Below are 23,290 nucleotides of genomic sequence, written 5' to 3' on the forward strand. Positions count from 1 at the left end.
GAATGAAGCAAGCAATGACCCCTGAAGAAATTAAGGAAAAGAAACCATATCTCGACTGGAGTCTGTCCGAAAAAGAATATGACTACATCAGCGAAAAGCTGCTGCACCGTTTGCCAAACTACACGGAAACGGGCCTTTACTCGGCAATGTGGTCCGAGCACTGTTCCTACAAAAAGTCCAAGCCAGTGCTGCGGCTGTTCCCCAACAAGAATGACCGGGTTTTGCAAGGGCCTGGTGAAGGTGCCGGTGTCGTTGATATTGATGACGGTCAGGCAGTCGTTTTCAAGGCCGAAAGTCACAACCACCCATCAACGGTTGAGCCATACCAGGGTGCGGCTACTGGTGTCGGCGGAATTTTGCGTGACATCTTCAGTATGGGTGCCCGGCCAATTGCTTCCTTAGACTCGCTGCACTTTGGCGAATTAAGCGATGCCGAGACGCGGATGAAAGTCGATGGCGTTGTGCGCGGGATTGGCGATTACGGCAACTGCATGGGGATTCCAACCGTCGCTGGTGAAACGACTTTTGATCCTTGCTACAAGGGCAATCTGCTGGTCAATGCCATGAGCGTGGGCTTGATGGACCAAAAGAACCAGCAGGAAGGGAATGCCTCTGGGGTTGGCAATGCCGTGATGTACGTCGGGGCCAAGACTGGTCGTGACGGGATTCACGGGGCAACGTTTGCCTCGGCTGACTTTGGCTCTGGCAACGAGTCACAGCACTCGGCCGTTCAAGTCGGCGATCCATTCATGGAAAAACTGCTGATGGAAGCCTGCCTGGAACTGATTCAAGATCATGCAGAATGGCTGGTCGGGATTCAAGATATGGGTGCGGCCGGCATCGTTTCCTCCAGTGCCGAAATGGCTTCTGAAGGTAACTCAGGCATGGACCTGGATCTTGATTTGGTACCACAGCGCGAACCTGGGATGTCAGCTTATGAGATCATGCTGAGCGAGTCTCAGGAACGGATGCTTTTGTGCGTTAAGAAGGGGCACGAAGAAGACGTTAAGAAGATCTTTGACTACTATGATCTGGAAGTCGTAACGATCGGCCGGATCACGGAAGGCCATCAATACGTGCTGCATCATGATGGTCAGATTGTCTGCGATATTCCAGTCTCCACCTTGACGGACGACGTTTTGGAAGTCGAATCCGAGGAAAAGAAGCCACAGCGCCTGATCGATGCTGAAAAAGCAGCCAACTGGGTTCCTGAAATCAATGACGCTGCAGCAGTCTACCAAGAATTGCTCACGCAGCCAACGATTGCTGACAAATCATGGATCACGCGTCAATACGACTCACAGGTGCGGACTTCCACGGTAGTTGGCCCAGGTTCTGATGCCGGGGTCATTCGGGTACGCGGAACCAAAAAGGCGCTTTCGATGACGACGGATGGCAATGGTCGGCTGGTCTACTTAAACCCATACGTCGGCGGCAAGATCGCGCTGGTTGAGGCCGCTTCTAACATCATTGCCTCAGGTGCTTTGCCATTGGCCATTACGGACTGCTTGAACTACGGTGATCCAACCGATCCAGAAATCTTCTGGGAGCTGCATCACTCAATCGAAGGAATGGCTGAGGCCTGCCGCGTCTTTGATACGCCGGTTATTTCCGGTAACGTATCGCTTTACAATGAAAACAACGGCTCTGCCATCTACCCAACGCCAATGGTCGGCATGGTGGGTCTGATCAAGGATGCCAAGTACGTCATCCCATCCCGCGTTCAGCATGCGGGCGACAAGCTGTATCTGGTCGGCAAGACTGGCGATGACTACGCCGGTTCCGAACTGCAGAAGATGATGACGGGCGAGATTGCCGGTACGCTGGCTGACTTTGATCTGGAACACGTCCATGACTACCTGAGCCGTCTGCTGAAGGCTGAACAAAGCGGTCTGGTTGCCAGTGCCCATGACTTAAGCGAAGGTGGTTTGGCCGTAGCTGCCGCTGAAACGGTCTTTAAGACGGAACTGGGCTTAAACGCTGATTTCCGAGCATTGGACAAGAAGCAGTTCTTCAGTGAAACGCCAGGCCGGATGCTGGTCAGCGTGGCACCAGAAAATGCAGCGGCTTTTGAAGAAATCATGCAAGACGACGCAATGCCAGCTGGTGAGGTCGCAGCAACGCAATGGCTGGAAATCCATCTGGCTGATGCTGAGCTCAACTTGCCGGTGGCTCAAATGCAAAAACTTTGGGAGGAAGCTTTGCCATGCGCAATGAAATCAAAGGACTAAATGAAGAGTGCGGGGTTTTTGGCGTCTTTGGCGTGCCAGAAGCCAACCGGGTCACCTACTTTGGTCTGCACAACCTGCAGCACCGTGGACAAGAGGGGGCCGGGATCGTCACGACTGACGGCGAGCACCTTTATCAGCACCGGGATCGTGGCCTGCTTTCGGAAGTCTTTGCCGATCCAAGCGATATGGAGCGTCTGGTCGGGGATGCCGCGATTGGTCACGTTCGCTACGGTACCAGCGGCCACAACTCGATCAACAACGTACAGCCATTTCTGTTCCATTTTCATGATGGTGACATTGCCATGGCACATAATGGTCAACTGACCAACGCCGTCACGCTGCGCCGCAAGCTGGAAGACAATGGCGCCGTTTTCCAGTCTGACTCCGATACTGAGATCTTGATTCATCTGATTCGGCAAAACATTCATATGGGCTTTATACCGGCCTTAAAGAAGACGCTGAACATGGTCAAGGGGGGCTTTGCCTTTTTGTTCCTGCAAAAGGATCGGTTGATTGCAGCTTTGGATCCTAATGGTATTCGGCCGCTTTGCTTAGGGCAGATGCCAAATGGCGCCTATGTCGTAACCAGTGAAAGCTGTGCCTTGGATATTGTAGGTGCCAAATTGATTCGCGACGTTCAGCCAGGTGAGCTGCTGGTGATCGACAAGGATGGCCTGCATGAGGATCGTTATACTGATGACACCAAGCTGGCCATCTGTTCAATGGAATACATCTACTTTGCCCGTCCTGATTCCATTATTCATGGCGTGACGGTGCACAGTGCCCGCAAGCAGATGGGGCGCCTTTTGGCCAAAGAACAGCCAGCGCCTGATGCCGACATGGTCATTGGGGTTCCCAACTCATCGCTTTCCGCGGCGTCTGGTTATGCTGAAGCAGCTGGTCTGCCTTATGAAATGGGGCTGATCAAGAACCAGTACGTTGCCCGGACCTTTATTCAGCCAACGCAGGCTTTGCGGGAACAAGGCGTTAAGATGAAGCTTTCAGCCGTCCGCGGGGTCGTTGCCGGCAAGAACGTGGTCGTAGTCGACGATTCAATCGTACGGGGGACGACTTCCAAACAGATCATCCGGATGCTGAAAGAAGCTGGCGCCAAGTCGGTTCATATGCGGATCGCCTCGCCGCCATTCCGTTTCCCATGCTTTTATGGGATCGACGTCTCCAACCGAGCTGAACTGATGGCAGCTCATTATTCCGTCCCTGAGATGTGTAAATTGATGGAAGCCGACTCATTAGGATTCTTGAGCGTTGATGGCGTCGTTAAGGCGATTAACGTTCCAGACGCCGGTGATGCACCATATGGCGGGCTGACGGTGGCCTACTTTAACGGCGACTACCCAACGCCGCTGTATGATTTTGAAGAAGGCTATCTTAAGTCGTTGAACGAACAAGAAAAGCGCGCGCGAAAGGAACGACTCTCCAAATGAAGCGGAAACGTTATGAAGAAGCCGGCGTCAACGTCAATGCCGGCTATGAAATGGTAAAAAAGATCAAGGATGCCGTTGCTTCAACTGATCGTCCCGGCGTTGTCGGCGGCATCGGCAGCTTTGGCGGGATGTTTGATCTGACGGCAGTTGCCGGACTAACGCATCCAATTCTGGTTTCAGGTACGGATGGCGTGGGGACCAAGCTTTTGATCGCCCAAAAGCTGAATCGTCATGACACGATCGGTATCGACTGCGTGGCCATGTGCATCAACGATATTCTGGCCCAGGGCGCAGAACCGCTGTTTTTCCTGGACTATATCGCAACGGGTCACAACACGCCTGACAAGATGGCTCAGATCGTATCTGGCGTGGCAGAAGGCTGCCGTCAAGCCGGGGCGGCCCTGGTTGGCGGGGAAACGGCCGAGATGCCTGACATGTACAGTCAAGATGAATACGATCTGGCTGGCTATGCTACCGGTGTCGTTGACCAAGACAAGATGCTGACGACGGCCTTGCCAAAAGCTGGCGACGTCTTGATCGGGCTGGCCTCATCCGGAATTCACTCCAACGGCTACTCGCTGGTGCGTCAGGTACTGTTTAAGGACAATGACGTTAAGCTCAGCGATCAGCCGGCCGAACTGAACGGTCAAACGGTTGGCGAAGCATTACTGATGCCTACGCGCATTTATGTCAAGCCGGTGCTGCCGTTGATCAAAAAGGGCCTGATTCACGGGGTCAGCCATATCACTGGTGGCGGCCTGCCGGAAAATCTGCCGCGGATGTTTGCTGATTCGCTGCAGGCCGTAGTTGATGCCAGCACCTGGCCCAAGCTGCCGATCTTCAGCTATCTGCAAAAGATGGGCGACTTGGATGCTGATGATCTGTACGGTACGTTTAACATGGGGCTGGGGTTGATTTTAGCCGTGGCTCCCGAAAACGCTGCTGCCGTTCAGGATGCATTAAAGCAGGCTGGCGAAGACTCATGGCAGATTGGCCGGCTTCAGGACCGACCAGCTGATGAAGAAAAACTGATTATTGAATAAAAGAGGCAAGAACATGAACGTGGCAATTTTTGCCTCGGGGAACGGGACCAATTTTGAAGTACTGACCAAGCATTTTCAAGATGGCGATATTCCCGGCAAAGAAGCCCTGCTTTTTTGCGACCACCCCGATGCTTACGTAATCAAACGCGCTCAAAGACTGGGCGTTCCATATGAAACTTTTACCGTGAAGTCTTGCGGATCCAAGCAGGCCTATGAAGAGAAGATCATGGCCGTATTGAAGCAGTATGACATTGACTTTATCGTTTTGGCCGGTTATCTGCGCATTATTGGACCAACGATTCTTGATAAATACGAAGGCAGCATCGTCAATCTGCATCCAGCCTGGCTGCCTGAATATCCGGGCCTGCATTCGATTGAGCGGGCCTTTGCCGATCACCGTAAGGAAACCGGCGTAACGGTCCATTACATTGATTCAAATCTGGATGCTGGAACGATTATTGCGCAGCGCCACGTGCCGATCTATCCTGATGACACGGTCGATACGCTGGAGACGCGGGTTCACGAAACCGAGCATGAACTCTATCCAGAAACCGTTAAGAAGATTTTGACTGAACGCATTGCAAAGGAGAAAAACAACCAATGAAACGTGCATTAGTTAGCGTATCTGATAAGACCAACCTGGTGCCTTTCGTCAAGGGTCTGAGTGAAAATGGCTTTGAAATCGTTTCGACTGGTGGAACGAAGAAGACTTTGGACGAAGCCGGCATCAAGACCATCAGCATTGAAGAAGTTACCCACTTTCCAGAGATTCTGGATGGCCGGGTCAAGACGCTGAATCCTTATGTTCATGGTGGACTGCTGGCGCGTCGTGACGTTGCTGAACACATGGACACGCTACATGAATTAAACATCACGCCGATCGATCTGGTCTGCGTCAACTTGTACCCATTCAAGGAAACCATCGAAAAGCCAGACGTTACGCTGGCCGATGCCATTGAAAACATTGACATTGGCGGTCCTTCCATGGTTCGTTCAGCAGCCAAGAACTATCGCGACGTGACGATCGTAACTGACATCAACGATTACGAAACGGTTCTTAACGAAATCAAGGCGCACGGCAACACGACGCTGGAAACGCGGACGATGCTGGGGGCCAAGGCATTCCGGACTACGGCGGCCTATGATGCGCTGATCTCGCAATACCTGACTAAGCGTTTAGATTTGGAAGACCCCGAAAAGCTTACGCTGACCTACGACTTGAAGGATACGATGCGCTACGGCGAAAACAGTCATCAAAAGGCTTGGCTGTACGAGGATCCAATTCCTAAGAAGTTCTCAATCCTGGAAGCCGAACAGCTCCACGGCAAGAAGCTTTCCTACAACAACATCAAGGACGCCGATGAAGCTCTGCGCAGCGTACGCGAGTTTGATGAACCAACCGTTGTTGCTATGAAGCACATGAACCCTTGTGGCATTGGCCGCGGCGAAACGCTGGAACAAGCTTGGGATCGTGCCTATGAAGCTGACCCGGTCTCCATTTTTGGCGGCGTGATTGCCTTGAACCGGCCTGTTGATCTGGCAACGGCCGAAAAAATGCGCAAGATCTTCTTGGAAATCATTATTGCGCCTGACTTTGATGAAGATGCCTATGCCGTTTTGGCCAAGAAGAAGAACATTCGCCTGCTCAAGGTTGACTTCTCAGCCAAGGACGAGCCAACGCGTCATGAAGTCGTTTCCGTCATGGGCGGGATTCTGATGCAGGAACAGGATACGCTTAAAGAAGACTGGCATGACTGGGAATGCGTCACGGACGTCAAGCCAACTGAAGAACAGCTCAAGACGATGATGTTTGCCTGGAAAGCCGTTAAGCACACCAAGTCCAACGCCATCGTGGTTGCCAACGATGAACGGACGCTTGGCGTGGGCTCTGGTCAGCCTAACCGGATCGACTCTTTGAAGATTGCGGTCAAGCATGCCGGCGATGCCATTGATGATCGGACGGTAATGGCATCTGACGCCTTCTTCCCATTCAACGACTGTGTCAAGTTTGCCGGTGAGCACGGCATTAAGGCCATCGTACAGCCAGGTGGTTCGGTTCGGGACCAAGAATCAATCGACATGGCCAACGAAATGGGAATTGCCATGGTAATGACGGGTGTTCGTCACTTCCGCCACTAATTGCATTTGCAGGTCCGCGGATTGATTTCGCGGGCTTTTTTGGGTAAAAGAGGTTTGAAAAATGGAAAAGATGAAATTGCTGGTAATCGGCGCCGGTGGTCGTGAATTTGCCATTGCCAAGAAGCTCAACGAAAGTCCTCATGTCGACACGGTTTATTGTGCACCGGGCAATATCGGCATGGTAACGGCGGGAATCGTGCCTTTAAATATTGAAGAAGACGATTTTGAGGCGCTGATTCAATTTGCCAAGGATCAATCAATTGCCTGGACGTTTGTTGGCCCTGAAGATGCCTTATGTGCTGGGATCGTGGATGCGTTCCAAAAAGCTGGTCTGAAGATTTTTGGCCCTAATCAAGAAGCTGCTCAGTTGGAAGGCTCCAAAGACTATGCACTGAACTTCATGAACAAGTACCACGTGCCAACTGCCAAGCACGAGACGTTTACGGATCTGAAGTCGGCATTGGCGGGGTTAAACGACTTCGACCGGCCAGTAGTCATCAAAGCCAATGGTCTGCAAGGCGGCAAGGGAGTAGTGATTGCGCAGACGACGCCAGAAGCCGAAGACACGATTACGGAAATGTTTGAGCTGGGTGAAGAAAAGCTGGTCTTGGAAGAATGTCTGGTCGGACCGGAATACTCCATGTTTGTCGTAGTCCAAGACGATCAATACCGGATCTTGCCAATGGCGCAGGATCACAAACGGGCCTACGATGGTGATAAGGGTCCCAACACGGGTGGTATGGGTGCCTACAGTCCGCTGCCGCAGCTCAGTGATGCCGAGCGTCAGCGCATGATCGATGATGTCGTTGAACCAACCGTCAGCGGACTGCACCAGGCAGGCTACAACTACCATGGCATCATTTATATCGGTCTGATGCTGACGGCGGCCGGGCCGAAAGTCATTGAATACAACGTGCGGCTGGGCGATCCGGAAACCCAGGTCGTTTTGCCACGCTTGCAGACGGATCTGGTTGAGCTGATCGATGCCAACGTCAATGATCAGCCGATGCCTGCCATTGAAGAACGCGACATTGCCGTATTGGGCGTGATTCTGGCTTCTAAGGGCTATCCAAAAAAGCCGGTGCATGGTCAAAAGCTGGGCTCGTTCCCGGCTGCTAAAGACATTGCCATTGACTATGCCAACGTCAAGGGACATCTTGATGATCTGCATGGTGATGGCGGTCGGCTTTTGATGGTGATTGGCGAGGATGCTGATCTGCAAAAGGCTCAAGACAAGGTTTATGACTATCTGGCCAAATTAGATGAGCCGGAATGCTTCTACCGTCATGACATTGGCGACAAAGCCTTGAAAGATTAATTAAAATAGCGAAAACGGTCGGTGACTCAATCTGAGCTGCCGGCCGTTTTGGTTTGACTGCTTGACGACTGCTGGTGCGCGATGATTGTTTGGCAAATGTACTGCCTGATCATTGGCGATTTTAGCTTTTTGTGTTAAAATTAAAAATAGATTAAAATAAAATGAGAGTAAAAGGACGTGGAAAAAATGGAAGACAGCGTCAAGCTCAACATTTTGCAGGAACTGATCCAGATCAATACGGTCAATGGCCATGAACAGCCGGCTGCTGAATATCTTAAACAGGTATTGAGCGATCATGGGATTGAAGCTGATCTGATTGCCCTGGCAGCTGGCCGTACGAATCTGGTTGCCGAGGTTGGCGAACATGATGGCCCGGTGCTGGCTTTGGCGGGACATCTTGATACCGTAGACGTTGGCGATTCAAATAAATGGCAGCATAATCCGTTCTGCGGTCAGGTAATTGATGATGCCATCTATGGCCGCGGCAGCGTTGATATGAAAGGCGGCCTGGCAGCAATGGTCAACACCTTGATTGAGCTAAAGGAAGCCGGTCTGCCTAAACATGGCAAGGTCCGCCTGCTGGCAACGGTTGACGAGGAAATTGGCGGTCTGGGCTCGCTTGAACTGACGCGGCAAGGACTGGTCCGCGATGTTGATGCCATGATTGTGGGCGAGGCGACGACCAATCGCTTGGAATACGCACACAGCGGCTCGTTTGACTACCGCGTGAAATCATATGGCCGCCTGGCGCACAGTTCCGATCCCAGTCTGGGTGTTAATGCCGTTGCCAATCTGGCGCGCTTTTTTGAATACGAGCGGCATGCGTTTGATGACGTAAAGGCAAGTCCCAGTCTGGGCAGCTTGATTCATAGCATTACGGTCTTTCATGGCGGCCGTCAGCTCAACTCGATTCCTGACTACGCCTATCTGGAAGGCAACGTGCGGACGATTCCGGAATTTGACAATACGGCCGTGCAGAATCGGCTCCAGACGCTGGTAGATCGTTTGAACGCGGAGATGGATGGTCAGTTTGAATTAGAGGTCGTAGCCAGTTTTATGCCAATGGCGACTGATCCGGCTGATCCATTCGTTTCTTTGGTGCAGCAATCATATCAAACCGTTGCCAACCAATCGCTGCCGCTTGCCGTTTCGCATGGTGCCACGGATGCCTCGCGCTACATATTGGATGAGCACCGTTTTCCAATCGTTGAATGGGGGCCGGGCCAAGAAGAAATGTCGCACCAAATTGATGAAAGTCTGCCAGTTGCGGAGTATCTGCAGGCTGATCAGGTCTACCTGCAGATTGCTAAGGATTTTTTTGGTGATGACTAAAAAAGTGGGCAATCAAGACTGCAGACGGTTATTGACTAGGCGAAATGTTTTATAAGCAGTTGAGTCAAATTAGTATTTTGAAGAATAGCATTTTTTAGCTGTTTCAGTTCAGTTTTTTATTTTAATACATTTTTAATATAATCATTGAATTTTAATAAAAATGCAGATATAATGCTGATAAAGATTGAATATCGACAGACGATGATCGGAAAAGTAGTCTGATTGATTGGTCCAGAAAGTCGCTGGTGGCTGGGAAGCGATCCGAACAATCTGATGAAACACAACTGAGAGTCGATTTTCTGAACGAATTAGTAGGAGAATCCGGGGAGCCCGTTACCGCCAAGAGTTTAGACGATGAAACTCACTGAGGCCGTTTTTGCGAGAAAGCGGCAGATTCGAGGTGGAACCGCGCCCATCACGCCCTCGTTGCCGTTTAGGCAGTGGGGGCTTTCCTGTATCGTCGTGAACTTAATGAGGCAATGGCTGCGAGGCGATTGCAAAGCGGGGTGGAACCACGGTCAGCGTCCCCAAGAGCGACAGGCTTTTGGGCGGCGCTTTTTTCTACTCTAAGTCAAGTGTTATCAACGATTTTAGGCAATTTTATTTTAAAATAAGGACTTGATCGGGAAATGACTCCCGAAGGATCAAGTCAAATATCTGATTTAGGGCATGATAAATACAGCCACCTTCTGTAATTTCAAAAAGAGGCTGTTATAATATCTATTGGATCAATTTTTATGACAAAAGTCTTTGGTTATGTTTGGCTACGTCATAGCTATATAATTGATCATTCTTAATTAAAGCGAAGATCGTCCGTAATAATTTATGGATCGATGCGATAGCGGCCTTCTTGTGACTTGCAGTCTCAGAAGACCGTTTTCGTTTCTCGTAATAATCCGCAATATGACAAGGGTTTCCCGCTTTCTTAGCCGACTGAATTTGGTTTATGGCCAAGTACAGCACCTTTCTGCCAATAGCTGTCCCGCGCTTTGAAATTGACAGGTGGGCCGCAAGGTTGCCAGATTCATAAATCTGAGGGTCAACGCCAACGAAGGCATTTAATTGGTTAGGGTTTTTAAAGCGTCTGATATCTCCGAGCTCACTAATAATTCTCAAGGCAGTATTTTCGGCGATGCCAGGAATGCTTTTAAGGATCTCCAGATCCCGCTTGGGAGCGAGCTTGGTCATCTCCTTTAAAGCAGTCTGGCACTCTTCTTCAGCGCTTAGGATGTTGTTAATGGCCATTTCAAGGCCACGAACATAAGCACTGCTCTTTTTGACAGCTGGGCATGCGAGCTTAGCCAGCCGGATAAGCCTCTGTGCCAGATCATTGGCACGTTTTTCACCAATACCAGATAAGCTCTTTAAGAAGTCGATGATATCGGCTTCTTTTGTTTCTAATACGATATCAGGGTGCGGGAATCTGAGAACAATACTCCAGTAGTTTTTTCCTCTCGGATTAGCCATTAGGTGCTCAATCTCTGGGAAAGTGAGCTGAATGGCTTTGTGCAGTCTATTCTTGTTGGTTATCAGATCGTGCGAAGCCTGCTCGTAGATGCGGTTGTTGGCCATCAATTCTTGATATTCTTCGCTTTGAACATAGGCCAGCCGTTGTGGGTGCTCAGACTGCAGCTTGGCAAGGCACAAGGCATCAAGCTTATCGGTCTTGTTCTGGTGCAGGTCATCCTTTGTCTTTCTTTTGGCTTCCAGCGGATTCATCATGACATAGCGTAATTCGTGCATGTCCAAAAACGCCTGAAGTCTTCTGGAGTAGACGCCAGTTGCTTCAAAAATAATTTGCGGGTTGGTAACCTGTTTAAGATCATCTAGCAGCTGATTGAAGCCTACCATATCGTTGGAGATGGCATAGTCATTAACTTTTTGGCCATTGACCATAATGCATACGTTAGACTTCCGGCTGCTAACATCAATACCGAAAACAGTTTTCAATAAATCCATAAGAATAAACCTCCGCTTTACTTGGAGATGAGCTGCCTTCACCCAATTCAATCAGATCTAATTTTCTCAACCGGACTTTAACAGCCAACATACTTAGACGAGATTCTCAATTGAATGGTGAAGCTGCCAGTTTTGTTTACGACATCATGTGTCCAAGAGCTCCACGGCATTGGCTTCATCTCCACTTTACATAGTAAAAGAAAAAGTGTTGAACGACTACTCCGTCGAGTAATCATCCAACACTAGATTAGTATGTTTTATTTGCTAAAACTAGGGGGTTGATTGAGATGAAAAAACTGACAAGACTATTGATCGTTATTTTAATGCTGCTGCCGGTTTTGGGATTAAGCGGCTGCGTAAAGCACAGTGTAACCTGGCGCGCCAATCATGTTGACACCTGGCAGGCAATCAAAAAGAGCGGTAAGTTGACGATTGGGGTTGATGACAGTTTTGTACCGATGGATTTTAGGCAGAAAAATGGCAAGCTGGTTGGCTATGATGTTGATCTGTCACGGGCTGTCTGTAAAGTTTTAGGACTTAAGGCGGATTTTCAGTCGATTGATTGGTCAATGAAAGAAACTGAATTAAAAAATGGTACGATTGACGTTATCTGGAATGGTTATACGGCAACGCCCGCTCGTAGAAAACGGATTGCCTTTAGTCGAGTCTATGAGCTTTCGGGACAGTCGTTGGTCGTAAAAAAAGATTCTGGCATCAATAAGCTGGCTGATATGCAGGGTAAGATTTTGGGCGTTCAGCAAAGCTCCACGGCTCAGACTGATTTAAACAAATATCCCCAGGTTTTGAAAAACTACATTAAGGATCGAAAGCCAATTCTTTACCAGGATAACGAGTCGGCCTTTCTGGATCTGCAGGCAGGCCGCATTCAAGGCGTTTTGGCTGGGACGGAATATGCAGGCTATTATGCAACCCACATTGCTCACAGCAGCAACTACAAATTGATCACGACTGACCAGTTCCCGCAAGATCGGGTAGCAGTCGGCATGCGAAAAGGGGATGTCACTTTGCGTAAAAAGATCAACTATGCATTGGGCGTTTTGCAGAAAAATGGAACGCTGCGCCGCATTAATAAAAAATGGCTTGGCATCGACAGCAACTATCTAGGACCAGTCAGCGAAAGTCGTTAAAAAACTGCCGTAGTCGTTGGAATTTTGATACGATAAAGTAAAAAATGAAAACGGAGCGGTGACAATGGAAAAATTCGATCGTCTGGCAAAGCGCGTTGGCAATTTCTTAGAATGCTTTGCCGAAATCTCAATGGCTGTCTTTGGGCTGTGTCTGATTGGCTTTGTTTTTGTCGAATTGTGGCAGCTGGTTAAGCTATCGCCACTTTTTGCCGGGCATTTAACCTCATTTGATCCAGTATTGGAAAAGATCATCACCTTCTTTCTGCTGTTTGAGTTTTTGGCGATGGCAGCCGCAGCGATGCAGAATCATGGTCACTTGGCAGCTGATTTTTTGATCAGTCTGGGAATCACGGCGTTGTTGAGAGGACTGATTGCCGAGCATGGCACGCCAACGCAGAATATGCTGACCAGCTTGGCGATTCTGGCTTTGATTATTGGCGAGATCTTGATGCATTGGCAAAACAATCGCGAACATCATGACAATAAATGAGTGCTTTCTATTGGCACGAGCGAAAATCTGATTTAAAATATAGCTTGAATTGTTGTGTATTTTATATACGGCTCACTAAAAGAAGAAAGAGGTCAAACGAACAATGGCTAAATTAGTACTGATTCGTCACGGTAAGAGTGAATGGAACAAGTCCAACCAATTTACTGGCTGGGTAGACGTTGACTTGGCTCCAGAAGGTGTTGAACAAGCAAAGGCTGCCGGTAAGGCACTGAAGGAACACGGTCTGGAATTTGACTACGCCTACACTTCTGTTCTGAAGCGTGCGATCAAGACGCTGCACTACGCACTGGAAGAATGCGACCAGCTTTGGATTCCTGAATTCAAGACTTGGCGTCTGAACGAACGTCACTACGGCGCTTTGCAAGGCAAGAACAAGCAAAAGGCTGCTGAAAAGTACGGTGACGAACAAGTGCACATTTGGCGTCGTTCCTACGACGTGCTGCCTCCACTGCTGAGTGCCGATGACGAAGGCTCTGCAGCTAAGGACCGTCGCTACGCCAACCTGGATCCACGCGCCATTCCTGGTGGTGAAAACCTGAAAGTTACGCTGGAACGGGTTATTCCATTGTGGCAAGACGAAATCGCACCAAAGCTGTTGGACAACAAGAACGTTATCATTGCTGCCCACGGTAACTCGCTGCGTGCCCTTTCCAAGTACATCGAAAACATTTCTGACGAAGACATCATGAACCTGGAAATGGCTACTGGCCAACCAGTTGTTTACGACTTCGATGAAAAGCTGAACGTTTTGAGCAAGGAAAAGTACTAATAATTTCTTAAACGTTCTTTAAAGACTCGCGAATCGCTTGCGAGTCTTTTTTTTCTTTCATAGATCAATAAAAAGAGTTGAGTGGTTGACTTGCCAAGCAAAGAAACCAGTCCGGCTTTTGCGCTTAATAACGGCAATCGTACCGAATTTACCCGTTTTAGCTCAGCAACGGTGCTTAGCCATTGGATCAGTTAAAAAAGCCTTGTTATTTAAGAAGCTGATTCGTGATTTTGTGAAGACTTTGTAAAGCATAGACGTTGACGGTGGTACAATCTCAAAGATGTGTTAAGATACACGAAGAACATTTTTAAACATAATTAAGTTAAAAGAGGAGAATTGAATTAATGAAACGCAATCACTTGCCTCTCAAAGAATTCATCAACCAATTAAAGAGTACGCTGAAGGGCAAATATAACGCCGCGGTTTGGCCGATTGCCGGCATCACGCTGCTTTACCTGGCGTTGACGGCCCTTTTGGCACTGCTGTTCACTCGCAGCGCCATGATGCTGGGTTATGCCACGATGCTGATTATGTATGGCATGATCAGCCAAGTGCTGCTTGCAGTGGTCGAGGCATTAGGTATCTTGGTTTTGTGGTTCTTGGTAACGTTTGGCATGTACTTTGTCAACATGAGTATCTTGTACAGCTACCAGGATCAAATCAAGAATCCTAATCTAAAAGTCAGTGCGACGACGATCTGGAAGCACTTTAAGCATCTGAACAAAAATCAGCTGCTGCGGCTGACGCTTTACAGTAGTCTGTTCATCTTCTTGTGGACGCTGCCATTGGATATCGTGGCAGCCTTGGTAGCCAAGAACCAGGCGTTGGTAATTGCAGTTCGGATCGCCAATTTCTTGATTACTTTCTGGAAGACTTTGGAATACTCGCAGGCACCATTGCTGTACCGTGATCAGCAGCCAGCCTTTTTGGGACAGTCAATGCGCCATGCTTTGACGGCCAGTCGCCGCTTTATGGGTGGCAAGAAGCTTTCATTCTTCACGGTTGAATTGGTAGTCAGCTTCCTGCCGATGCTGGTATGGGGTGCGATCTTTGGTGGATTGGCCTATTACGGTAACTACACGGCAACCTACTTTGTTATGTATGCCGGATTGATCATCATGCTGCTGGGCTTTTGCGCCTATGCTCCAGTTGTCTACCTGGCAACGGCTCAATTTTATGAACAAAGCAAGCCGCAATCACCAATTTCGGTTGAGGATGCTTTCGTTAAGACCTTCAAGCCAGTTGAGGTATTGACTGGCGAGGCTTATGACGATACTGCCGATGAGCCATCAGCAGTTGACGATGGTGAGCCGATTGTCGAAAATCAAAAATAATTCTAAGCGTGTCATCAATCATGATGGCGCGTTTTTTATTTGCCAATGAATTTAATTTAGGTGTCTTAGCAAAAACGAAGCAGCTGATTTTTAAAAAACGTGCTGGTTGCGGCTGTTGAACCTAACGATGATTAAAAATAGATAACGATTACAATCTTCGGTAATTGCACAACGTTTTGCCAGTGGGGTGACAAAGGCGTTCTGCTTCATTGCTTTTTTCGAAAAAGTTTAAATTTGTCGTTGACATTCGCTTGTAATCTCGGTATATTAGATAACGTTGTCGCGGCGATGAGCTGTTGATTGCTTTAGATTAACGACTTTTCGTCTAACTGCCAAGAAAAATTAATTAAAAAAGTTCTTGACAGGTAGTTGACAATTTGTTAAACTGATTAAGTTGCTTGTTCAAAACGAGCAAGCAACGGTAGACCTTTGAAAACTGAATACAGTTTCGACGAACACAAATGTGCAGGGTCATCAATCATTACGATTGATGCAAAAACATTTGCGAAGTCAATTCGCTTAATTTAAATTTGAGCTTTTCAAGTTCTTATATTTTATATGAGAGTTTGATCCTGGCTCAGGATGAACGCCGGCGGTGTGCCTAATACATGCAAGTCGAACGCGTTGGCCCAACTGATTGAACGTGCTTGCACGGACTTGACGTTGGTTTACCAGCGAGTGGCGGACGGGTGAGTAACACGTAGGTAACCTGCCCCAAAGCGGGGGATAACATTTGGAAACAGATGCTAATACCGCATAACAGTTTGAATCGCATGATTCAAATTTAAAAGATGGTTTCGGCTATCACTTTGGGATGGACCTGCGGCGCATTAGCTTGTTGGTAGGGTAACGGCCTACCAAGGCTGTGATGCGTAGCCGAGTTGAGAGACTGATCGGCCACAATGGAACTGAGACACGGTCCATACTCCTACGGGAGGCAGCAGTAGGGAATCTTCCACAATGGGCGCAAGCCTGATGGAGCAACACCGCGTGAGTGAAGAAGGGTTTCGGCTCGTAAAGCTCTGTTGTTAGAGAAGAACGTGCGTGAGAGCAACTGTTCACGCAGTGACGGTATCTAACCAGAAAGTCACGGCTAACTACGTGCCAGCAGCCGCGGTAATACGTAGGTGGCAAGCGTTATCCGGATTTATTGGGCGTAAAGCGAGCGCAGGCGGTTTGATAAGTCTGATGTGAAAGCCTTTGGCTTAACCAAAGAAGTGCATCGGAAACTGTCAGACTTGAGTGCAGAAGAGGACAGTGGAACTCCATGTGTAGCGGTGGAATGCGTAGATATATGGAAGAACACCAGTGGCGAAGGCGGCTGTCTGGTCTGCAACTGACGCTGAGGCTCGAAAGCATGGGTAGCGAACAGGATTAGATACCCTGGTAGTCCATGCCGTAAACGATGAGTGCTAGGTGTTGGAGGGTTTCCGCCCTTCAGTGCCGCAGCTAACGCATTAAGCACTCCGCCTGGGGAGTACGACCGCAAGGTTGAAACTCAAAGGAATTGACGGGGGCCCGCACAAGCGGTGGAGCATGTGGTTTAATTCGAAGCTACGCGAAGAACCTTACCAGGTCTTGACATCTTGCGCCAACCCTAGAGATAGGGCGTTTCCTTCGGGAACGCAATGACAGGTGGTGCATGGTCGTCGTCAGCTCGTGTCGTGAGATGTTGGGTTAAGTCCCGCAACGAGCGCAACCCTTGTTACTAGTTGCCAGCATTCAGTTGGGCACTCTAGTGAGACTGCCGGTGACAAACCGGAGGAAGGTGGGGACGACGTCAGATCATCATGCCCCTTATGACCTGGGCTACACACGTGCTACAATGGACGGTACAACGAGTCGCGAACTCGCGAGGGCAAGCTAATCTCTTAAAACCGTTCTCAGTTCGGACTGCAGGCTGCAACTCGCCTGCACGAAGTCGGAATCGCTAGTAATCGCGGATCAGCATGCCGCGGTGAATACGTTCCCGGGCCTTGTACACACCGCCCGTCACACCATGAGAGTTTGCAACACCCAAAGTCGGTGGGGTAACCCTTCGGGGAGCTAGCCGCCTAAGGTGGGGCAGATGATTAGGGTGAAGTCGTAACAAGGTAGCCGTAGGAGAACCTGCGGCTGGATCACCTCCTTTCTAAGGAATTAATCGGAAACCTGCACATTCGTTGAAACTGCGTTCAGTTTTGAGGGGTCTACCCTCAGCTTGTACTTTGAAAACTAAATAATATTTATTTCTTTATTCACAATTAAACCGAGAACACCGCGTTATTTGAGTTTTATTAACGAAATTAATCGCATACTCAATAACTGAGGTGATCGTAAGATCATCAAGGTTAAGTTATGAAGGGCGCATGGTGAATGCCTTGGTACTAGGAGCCGATGAAGGACGGGACTAACACCGATATGCTTCGGGGAGCGGTAAGTACGCTTTGATCCGGAGATTTCCGAATGGGGAAACCCAATCATCTTAGTCGATGATTGCCTGAGCAGTGAATACATAGCTGTCAGGCGGTAGACGCAGTGAACTGAAACATCTAAGTAGCTGCAGGAAGAGAAAGAAAATTCGATTCCCTGAGTAGCGGCGAGCGAAACGGGAAGAGCCCAAACCAACGAGCTTGCTTGTTGGGGTTGTAGGACTGAACATTTGAGTTACCAAAGTGCGACGTAGTTGAAGTCGTTGGGAAGCGACGCCAAAGATGGTGATAGCCCAGTAAACGAAACGTCACACTCTCAGTTCAGGATCCTGAGTACGGCGGGACACGTGAAACCCCGTCGGAATCCGCGAGGACCATCTCGCAAGGCTAAATACTCCCTAGTGACCGATAGTGAACCAGTACCGTGAGGGAAAGGTGAAAAGCACCCCGGGAGGGGAGTGAAACAGTTCCTGAAACCATGTGCCTACAAGCTGTCGGAGCACATTTACGTGTGACGGCGTGCCTCTTGCAGAATGAACCGGCGAGTCATGATTGCGTGCAAGGTTAAGGTGGAAAAACCGGAGCCGCAGCGAAAGCGAGTCTGAAATGGGCGTACGAAGTACGCAGTTATGTACCCGAAACCAGGTGACCTACCCATGTCCAGGTTGAAGGTGCGGTAAAACGCACTGGAGGACCGAACCCGTATCAGTTGAAAATGGTTGGGATGAGGTGTGGGTAGCGGTGAAATTCCAAACGAACTTGGAGATAGCTGGTTCTCTCCGAAATCTCTTTAGGGGGAGCCTCGAGGTTTAGAATCATGGAGGTAGAGCACTGTTTGGACTAGGGGCCCGTCATGGGTTACTGACTTCAGATAAACTCCGAATGCCATTGATTTTTACTCGGGAGTCACACGGTGAGTGATAAGATCCATCGTGGAAAGGGGAACAGCCCAGATCATCAGCTAAGGTCCCTAAATATATGCTAAGTGGAAAAGGATGTGGAATTGCACAGACAACTAGGATGTTGGCTCAGAAGCAGCCATCATTTAAAGAGTGCGTAATAGCTCACTAGTCGAGTGACTCTGCGCCGAAAATGTACCGGGGCTAAGCATATTACCGAAGCTATGGATGCATCCATCAGGATGCGTGGTAGGAGAGCGTTCCAAGGGCGATGAAGTCAGACCGTAAGGACTGGTGGAGCGCTTGGAAGTGAGAATGCCGGTATGAGTAGCGAAAGACAGGTGAGAATCCTGTCCACCGAATGACTAAGGTTTCCTGGGGAAGGCTCGTCCTCCCAGGGTTAGTCGGGACCTAAGTCGAGGCCGAGAGGCGTAGACGATGGACAACAGGTTGATATTCCTGTACCAGTTGATTGTGCTTGAGTGATGGAGTGACGCAGAAGGCTAAGCGATCCGGACGATTGGAAGTGTCCGGCCAAGCAGCAAGTCAGTTGATGAGTCAAATGCTTATCAGCAGGTTGACAAGCTGTGACGGGGAGCGAAATTATAGTAGCGAAGTCGTTGATGTCACGCTGCCGAGAAAAGCTTCTAGCGAATAATCAACTGCCCGTACCGCAAACCGACACAGGTAGTCGAGGAGAGTATCCTAAGGTGAGCGAGCGAACTCTCGTTAAGGAACTCGGCAAAATGACCCCGTAACTTCGGGAGAAGGGGTGCTGATCGCAAGATCAGCCGCAGTGAAAAGGCCCAGGCGACTGTTTATCAAAAACACAGGTTTCTGCAAAATCGTAAGATGAAGTATAGGGGCTGACGCCTGCCCGGTGCTGGAAGGTTAAAAGGAAGAGTTAGCTTCGGCGAAGCCCTGAATTGAAGCCCCAGTAAACGGCGGCCGTAACTATAACGGTCCTAAGGTAGCGAAATTCCTTGTCGGGTAAGTTCCGACCCGCACGAAAGGCGTAACGATCTGGGCACTGTCTCAACGAGAGACTCGGTGAAATTGAATTGCCTGTGAAGATGCAGGCTACCCGCGACAGGACGGAAAGACCCCATGGAGCTTTACTGTAGCTTGATATTGAGTGCTTGTACTGCTTGTACAGGATAGGTAGGAGCCATAGAAGCCAGGACGCTAGTTTTGGCAGAGGCGCTGGTGGGATACTACCCTTGCATTATGATCACTCTAACCCGCACCACTGATCGTGGTGGGAGACAGTGTCAGGTGGGCAGTTTGACTGGGGCGGTCGCCTCCCAAAAGATAACGGAGGCGCCCAAAGGTTCGCTCAGAATGGTTGGAAATCATTCGCAGAGTGTAAAGGCACAAGCGAGCTTGACTGCGAGACAGACAGGTCGAGCAGGGACGAAAGTCGGGCTTAGTGATCCGGTGGTTCCGCATGGAAGGGCCATCGCTCAACGGATAAAAGCTACCCTGGGGATAACAGGCTTATCTCCCCCAAGAGTCCACATCGACGGGGAGGTTTGGCACCTCGATGTCGGCTCATCGCATCCTGGGGCTGTAGTCGGTCCCAAGGGTTGGGCTGTTCGCCCATTAAAGCGGTACGCGAGCTGGGTTCAGAACGTCGTGAGACAGTTCGGTCCCTATCCGTCGCGGGCGTAGGAAATTTGAGAGGACCTGTCCTTAGTACGAGAGGACCGGGATGGACATACCGCTGGTGTACCAGTTGTTCCGCCAGGAGCATCGCTGGGTAGCTATGTATGGATGAGATAAACGCTGAAAGCATCTAAGCGTGAAACTCGCCTCAAGATGAGATTTCCCATTCCTTATGGAAGTAAGACCCCTCAGAGATGATGAGGTAGATAGGATGGAAGTGGAAGTGCCGCGAGGCATGGAGCGGACCATTACTAATCGGTCGAGGACTTAACCAAGTTTAGGGTGTTTCGATTGAACGTGAGAAGAATAGATATTGTTTAGTTTTGAGAGTGCAAGCTCTCAATCCTGAAAAGGATTAGTGTGGTGATGATGGCTTGAAGGATACACCTGTTCCCATGCCGAACACAGAAGTTAAGCTTCAACGCGCCGAAAGTAGTTGGGGGATCGCTCCCTGCGAGGATAGGGCATTGCCATGCAAATTAAAAACGTCACGGTCAGATGATCGTGGCGTTTTTTTGTCGTATCGGTTTTTGAGGGCCTTTGTTAAACTGGGTCTTTGTCAAATCGTATTGGTGGAGATCAATTCCCTGCTTCAAAAATGAAGTGGGGATTTTTTTTGAATGCAATCAAGGAGTTGGAAACTAGGAAAATCTATTGTCAAACTATGGCTGCTAACTCACACCTACTGCGGACAAAAAGGAACTATTAGAAGATCGAAGTTAATATGATTCAATGACTGATCAAACCTGAGAAGCTTGATGACAACAAGATTCAATTGGTCTGCAGGTGTTGAACGAGAAAAATTAAGTGGATTTGGCGTTGCGCTTGTGAAGGAAAGCTTGAGTGAACAGCATAAAGAGACCCAAATTACCTACTATTGGCTGATTTGACGCCAGAAGGAGGTAATTGTATATTCCGTCAGTCTAACTTTGGGAGTGTAAAATTGTTTGTGTAAATTTAAAGGAGGTATTGAAAAAGGGAAAGCCCTCCCCGTATGATTGAACTGCTTAAAACAATCAGAATACGGAGGCTTTCCCCATGGAAGATTCTATCAAAAATATCATTACCGCGCTACTGGTAGATGACGATTCGGCTTTAAAAGAGCTGTTTCGGGCCCAGGTCGAAGATGCCGTCAATCAGTTCCTGCAAAATGAGATGACGGCCGTTGAAACGTTTGGCAGTTGTTAATGGCCAGACTCTTTTTTACAAACACTCTGTTTTACTTTTTATCTTTTTAGTCATATTAAACTCACTTCCATTAGAATTACCCTCAAAATGATTATGCCGGGGCGTGCTTGAAGTGTAGCGGCAGATAAAAATATTTACTGATTTTCAATTGGCAGCTGCTTTAGGGTTAAAGGAATCCTACCAATTGTCAGTTTTGGGTTTTATTGCGTCAAAATAAGCGTTACACTAGCCTTTGTGCAATTTTATAGAGAAAAGAGAGTGAATTTATCTAATGGACGAAGAAGCGACGAGACCTTCTCACCAACTCAACATGCTTGAGGGTGGCATCTTCGGTAAAATGTGTAAAGTAGCGATTCCAATTGCTTTAATGAGTACTTTGCAGCAGCTGTTTAACGCGACTGATATGGCGGTAGCTGGGCGTTTTGCCTCAAGTAATGCCATGGCTGCGGTAGGTTCCAATGCGCCAGTCATTAATATCGTGGTGATGCTGTTTACAGGACTTTCAATCGGTTCAAACGTATTGATTGCTGGTTTGGTTGGTGCAGGCAAGAAAGAACGAGTCAACGCGGCGATGCATACTGGTTTTTCGGTGGCATTGATCAGTGGGCTGATTATGCTGACGGTCGGCTGCCTGATTGCCAAGCCGATTTTAGGTCTGCTTGATACACCAGCCAGTATTATGCCGTTAGCGGTCAGCTATTTAAAACTGTACTTTCTTGGTATGCCGTTTTTAATGATTTATGATTTTGGCAATGCAGTTTTAAGAGCAGTTGGTGATACCAAGCGACCTTTGTTTTGTTTAATGTTTTCGGGAATGGTCAATGTGGTTTTGAATCTGATTTTGGTAATCGGTTTTCAGATGAGTTCAGATGGAACGGCGATTGCCACGACCATTGCCAATGCAGTCAGCGCGGCTTTAATCTATCGTCTCTTGGTTAAGGAAACCGGTATGCTGCACTTTGATTGGAAAAAGCTGGCATTAAATCGTACCTATCTGAAACGAATCATTGCAATTGGGGGACCAGCTGGCCTGCAGGGAATGATTTTCTCAATATCCAATATTGTTATTCAGGCAGCCATCAACCATTTTGGCGCGGCATGTGTGGCTGGTAATTCGGCTGGTTTGAATTTTGAATATATCAGCTATTTCTTTGTTAATGGTTTTGCCCAGGCAACGGTTACTTTTATCAGTCAAAACTATGCAGCACATCAATATCAGCGTTGTCGCAGAATTGCTCGAGTCGCAATGGTTAGCGCCATTTTATTTACGACAGTCGTTTCAACCACGTTTTATCTGTTCCGCTATCCATTGGTTGATGATATCTTCTCAACCAATTCGGCAGTCGTCCATTATGCAATTATTCGGATTACCTTTATCGCGCTGTTAGAACCGTTAACGGCAACTTATGAGATTGCTGGCGGTAGTCTGCGCGGAATTGGTCATTCAATGGCACCAGCCGTTATTACGCTGGTAGGCTGCTGCATTTTGCGGGTTGTTTATATTGCTGTCATGCTGCCGCATTTCACGAGCTTTACTCAAGTGGCGCTGATTTATCCGGTTACCTGGATCATTACTGGAACGGCAGTAATGCTTTTATATGAATCAGTGACGCGCAAAGCTTACGTGACAGAGAAGCCAGCAGTTGCTCCCGATCCTGAGATGCAATTGATGCCTCATCATTAATTAATTCGTTATGCCCAATTCTTTTCCAATCAGAATTGGGTTTTCTTTTTGAATCGATTTCTTAATTCTTGGCTGATGATCAGTGTGAACGTACGTCATTTACTGACAGGATTTAGTGACTGTTTCAATGATGATTGACTGGAAATTTTAGTCGTGGGGCGAAAAATGCTGAGAAAAGGGTGTCGGTTGACTAGCTTGTTGAGAAAAACAATGA

General features: G+C 48.6%; 14 protein-coding genes, 3 rRNA genes and 1 other annotated feature. Of the genes, 16 read left to right on the plus strand and 1 reads right to left on the minus strand.

The window, feature by feature from the left end:
* Nucleotides 1-2 precede the first annotated feature (2 nt).
* The 7 genes from purL (at nucleotide 3) to ABC765_RS00660 (ending at nucleotide 9,508) form a co-directional block, all read left to right on the plus strand.
* Nucleotides 3-2,231: a phosphoribosylformylglycinamidine synthase subunit PurL gene (gene purL / locus ABC765_RS00630; RefSeq protein ID WP_347952598.1), complete on the plus strand. Its 2,229-nt coding sequence runs from the start codon at nucleotides 3-5 to the stop codon at nucleotides 2,229-2,231.
* Nucleotides 2,207-3,676 (plus strand): amidophosphoribosyltransferase, encoded by a 1,470-nt coding sequence (gene purF, locus ABC765_RS00635; protein ID WP_347952599.1) that lies wholly within the window; start codon nucleotides 2,207-2,209, stop codon nucleotides 3,674-3,676. Before purL ends, purF begins: the two co-directional genes overlap by 25 nt.
* Entirely contained in the window at nucleotides 3,673-4,719 is a 1,047-nt protein-coding gene (gene purM, locus ABC765_RS00640; RefSeq protein ID WP_347952600.1) for a phosphoribosylformylglycinamidine cyclo-ligase, read from the plus strand. The genes purF and purM overlap by 4 nt, the downstream gene beginning before the upstream one ends.
* Nucleotides 4,720-4,732: 13 nt before the next feature.
* Nucleotides 4,733-5,323, plus strand: coding sequence for a phosphoribosylglycinamide formyltransferase (purN, locus tag ABC765_RS00645; protein ID WP_347952601.1), 591 nt, complete (start codon nucleotides 4,733-4,735; stop codon nucleotides 5,321-5,323).
* A complete protein-coding gene (gene purH, locus ABC765_RS00650; protein ID WP_347952602.1) occupies nucleotides 5,320-6,858 on the plus strand; it encodes a bifunctional phosphoribosylaminoimidazolecarboxamide formyltransferase/IMP cyclohydrolase in 1,539 nt (512 codons plus the stop codon). The genes purN and purH overlap by 4 nt, the downstream gene beginning before the upstream one ends.
* A 61-nt stretch (nucleotides 6,859-6,919) precedes the next feature.
* Nucleotides 6,920-8,176 carry a phosphoribosylamine--glycine ligase gene (gene purD / locus ABC765_RS00655; RefSeq protein ID WP_347952603.1) on the plus strand — a complete coding sequence of 419 codons (1,257 nt, stop codon included), beginning with the start codon at nucleotides 6,920-6,922 and terminating at the stop codon, nucleotides 8,174-8,176.
* A gap of 186 nt (nucleotides 8,177-8,362) precedes the next feature.
* Nucleotides 8,363-9,508, plus strand: coding sequence for an ArgE/DapE family deacylase (locus tag ABC765_RS00660; protein WP_347953963.1), 1,146 nt, complete (start codon nucleotides 8,363-8,365; stop codon nucleotides 9,506-9,508).
* Between the two features lie 192 nt (nucleotides 9,509-9,700).
* Nucleotides 9,701-10,040 (plus strand) — a binding site (T-box leader).
* A gap of 203 nt (nucleotides 10,041-10,243) precedes the next feature.
* Here the strand turns inward: ABC765_RS00660 and ABC765_RS00665 are convergent.
* A complete protein-coding gene (locus ABC765_RS00665; protein ID WP_347979951.1) occupies nucleotides 10,244-11,467 on the minus strand; it encodes an IS110 family transposase in 1,224 nt (407 codons plus the stop codon).
* Nucleotides 11,468-11,790: 323 nt separating this feature from the next.
* Between ABC765_RS00665 and ABC765_RS00670 the strand changes: the two genes are divergently transcribed.
* The 9 genes from ABC765_RS00670 to ABC765_RS00710 all read left to right on the plus strand — a co-directional run bounded on the left by ABC765_RS00670 (nucleotide 11,791) and on the right by ABC765_RS00710 (nucleotide 23,076).
* A complete protein-coding gene (locus ABC765_RS00670; RefSeq protein WP_376751282.1) occupies nucleotides 11,791-12,615 on the plus strand; it encodes an amino acid ABC transporter substrate-binding protein in 825 nt (274 codons plus the stop codon).
* Nucleotides 12,616-12,679: 64 nt separating this feature from the next.
* Complete coding sequence (locus ABC765_RS00675) at nucleotides 12,680-13,105, plus strand: phosphate-starvation-inducible PsiE family protein (RefSeq protein WP_347952605.1); 426 nt, start codon at nucleotides 12,680-12,682, stop codon at nucleotides 13,103-13,105.
* A gap of 103 nt (nucleotides 13,106-13,208) precedes the next feature.
* Nucleotides 13,209-13,895 (plus strand): 2,3-diphosphoglycerate-dependent phosphoglycerate mutase, encoded by a 687-nt coding sequence (locus tag ABC765_RS00680; RefSeq protein ID WP_006499355.1) that lies wholly within the window; start codon nucleotides 13,209-13,211, stop codon nucleotides 13,893-13,895.
* 344 nt (nucleotides 13,896-14,239) lie between these two features.
* Nucleotides 14,240-15,229, plus strand: a complete 990-nt coding sequence (locus ABC765_RS00685; RefSeq protein ID WP_347963226.1) for a hypothetical protein — start codon at nucleotides 14,240-14,242, stop codon at nucleotides 15,227-15,229.
* A gap of 554 nt (nucleotides 15,230-15,783) precedes the next feature.
* Nucleotides 15,784-17,360: ribosomal RNA gene (locus ABC765_RS00690) — 16S ribosomal RNA — on the plus strand.
* A gap of 197 nt (nucleotides 17,361-17,557) precedes the next feature.
* Nucleotides 17,558-20,479 (plus strand): 23S ribosomal RNA (locus ABC765_RS00695).
* 84 nt (nucleotides 20,480-20,563) lie between these two features.
* Nucleotides 20,564-20,680 (plus strand): 5S ribosomal RNA (gene rrf, locus ABC765_RS00700).
* Together the 16S, 23S and 5S rRNA genes form the textbook arrangement of a ribosomal RNA operon.
* A gap of 562 nt (nucleotides 20,681-21,242) precedes the next feature.
* On the plus strand, nucleotides 21,243-21,392 hold the full coding sequence (locus ABC765_RS00705) for a hypothetical protein (protein WP_347952607.1): 150 nt from the start codon (nucleotides 21,243-21,245) through the stop codon (nucleotides 21,390-21,392).
* A 271-nt stretch (nucleotides 21,393-21,663) separates the two neighbouring features.
* Nucleotides 21,664-23,076 (plus strand): MATE family efflux transporter, encoded by a 1,413-nt coding sequence (locus ABC765_RS00710; RefSeq protein ID WP_347980505.1) that lies wholly within the window; start codon nucleotides 21,664-21,666, stop codon nucleotides 23,074-23,076.
* Nucleotides 23,077-23,290: the final 214 nt, after the last annotated feature.

Source organism: Limosilactobacillus sp. WILCCON 0051, from assembly GCF_039955095.1.
In the GTDB taxonomy this organism is placed as follows: Bacteria; Bacillota; Bacilli; order Lactobacillales; family Lactobacillaceae; genus Limosilactobacillus; species Limosilactobacillus allomucosae.

Bases quoted from the DNA above. Each gene is read 5' to 3' on its own strand.
- purM (WP_347952600.1), top strand. From the start codon at position 3,673: ATGAAGCGGAAACGTTATGAAGAAGCCGGCGTCAACGTCAATGCCGGC.
- ABC765_RS00665 (WP_347979951.1), bottom strand. From the start codon at position 11,467: ATGGATTTATTGAAAACTGTTTTCGGTATTGATGTTAGCAGCCGGAAG.
- ABC765_RS00670 (WP_376751282.1), top strand. From the start codon at position 11,791: ATGCTGCTGCCGGTTTTGGGATTAAGCGGCTGCGTAAAGCACAGTGTA.
- ABC765_RS00675 (WP_347952605.1), top strand. From the start codon at position 12,680: ATGGAAAAATTCGATCGTCTGGCAAAGCGCGTTGGCAATTTCTTAGAA.
- purH (WP_347952602.1), top strand. From the start codon at position 5,320: ATGAAACGTGCATTAGTTAGCGTATCTGATAAGACCAACCTGGTGCCT.
- purN (WP_347952601.1), top strand. From the start codon at position 4,733: ATGAACGTGGCAATTTTTGCCTCGGGGAACGGGACCAATTTTGAAGTA.
- purD (WP_347952603.1), top strand. From the start codon at position 6,920: ATGGAAAAGATGAAATTGCTGGTAATCGGCGCCGGTGGTCGTGAATTT.
- ABC765_RS00685 (WP_347963226.1), top strand. From the start codon at position 14,240: ATGAAACGCAATCACTTGCCTCTCAAAGAATTCATCAACCAATTAAAG.
- purF (WP_347952599.1), top strand. From the start codon at position 2,207: ATGCGCAATGAAATCAAAGGACTAAATGAAGAGTGCGGGGTTTTTGGC.
- ABC765_RS00660 (WP_347953963.1), top strand. From the start codon at position 8,363: ATGGAAGACAGCGTCAAGCTCAACATTTTGCAGGAACTGATCCAGATC.
- ABC765_RS00680 (WP_006499355.1), top strand. From the start codon at position 13,209: ATGGCTAAATTAGTACTGATTCGTCACGGTAAGAGTGAATGGAACAAG.
- ABC765_RS00710 (WP_347980505.1), top strand. From the start codon at position 21,664: ATGGACGAAGAAGCGACGAGACCTTCTCACCAACTCAACATGCTTGAG.
- purL (WP_347952598.1), top strand. From the start codon at position 3: ATGAAGCAAGCAATGACCCCTGAAGAAATTAAGGAAAAGAAACCATAT.
- ABC765_RS00705 (WP_347952607.1), top strand. From the start codon at position 21,243: ATGGAAGATTCTATCAAAAATATCATTACCGCGCTACTGGTAGATGAC.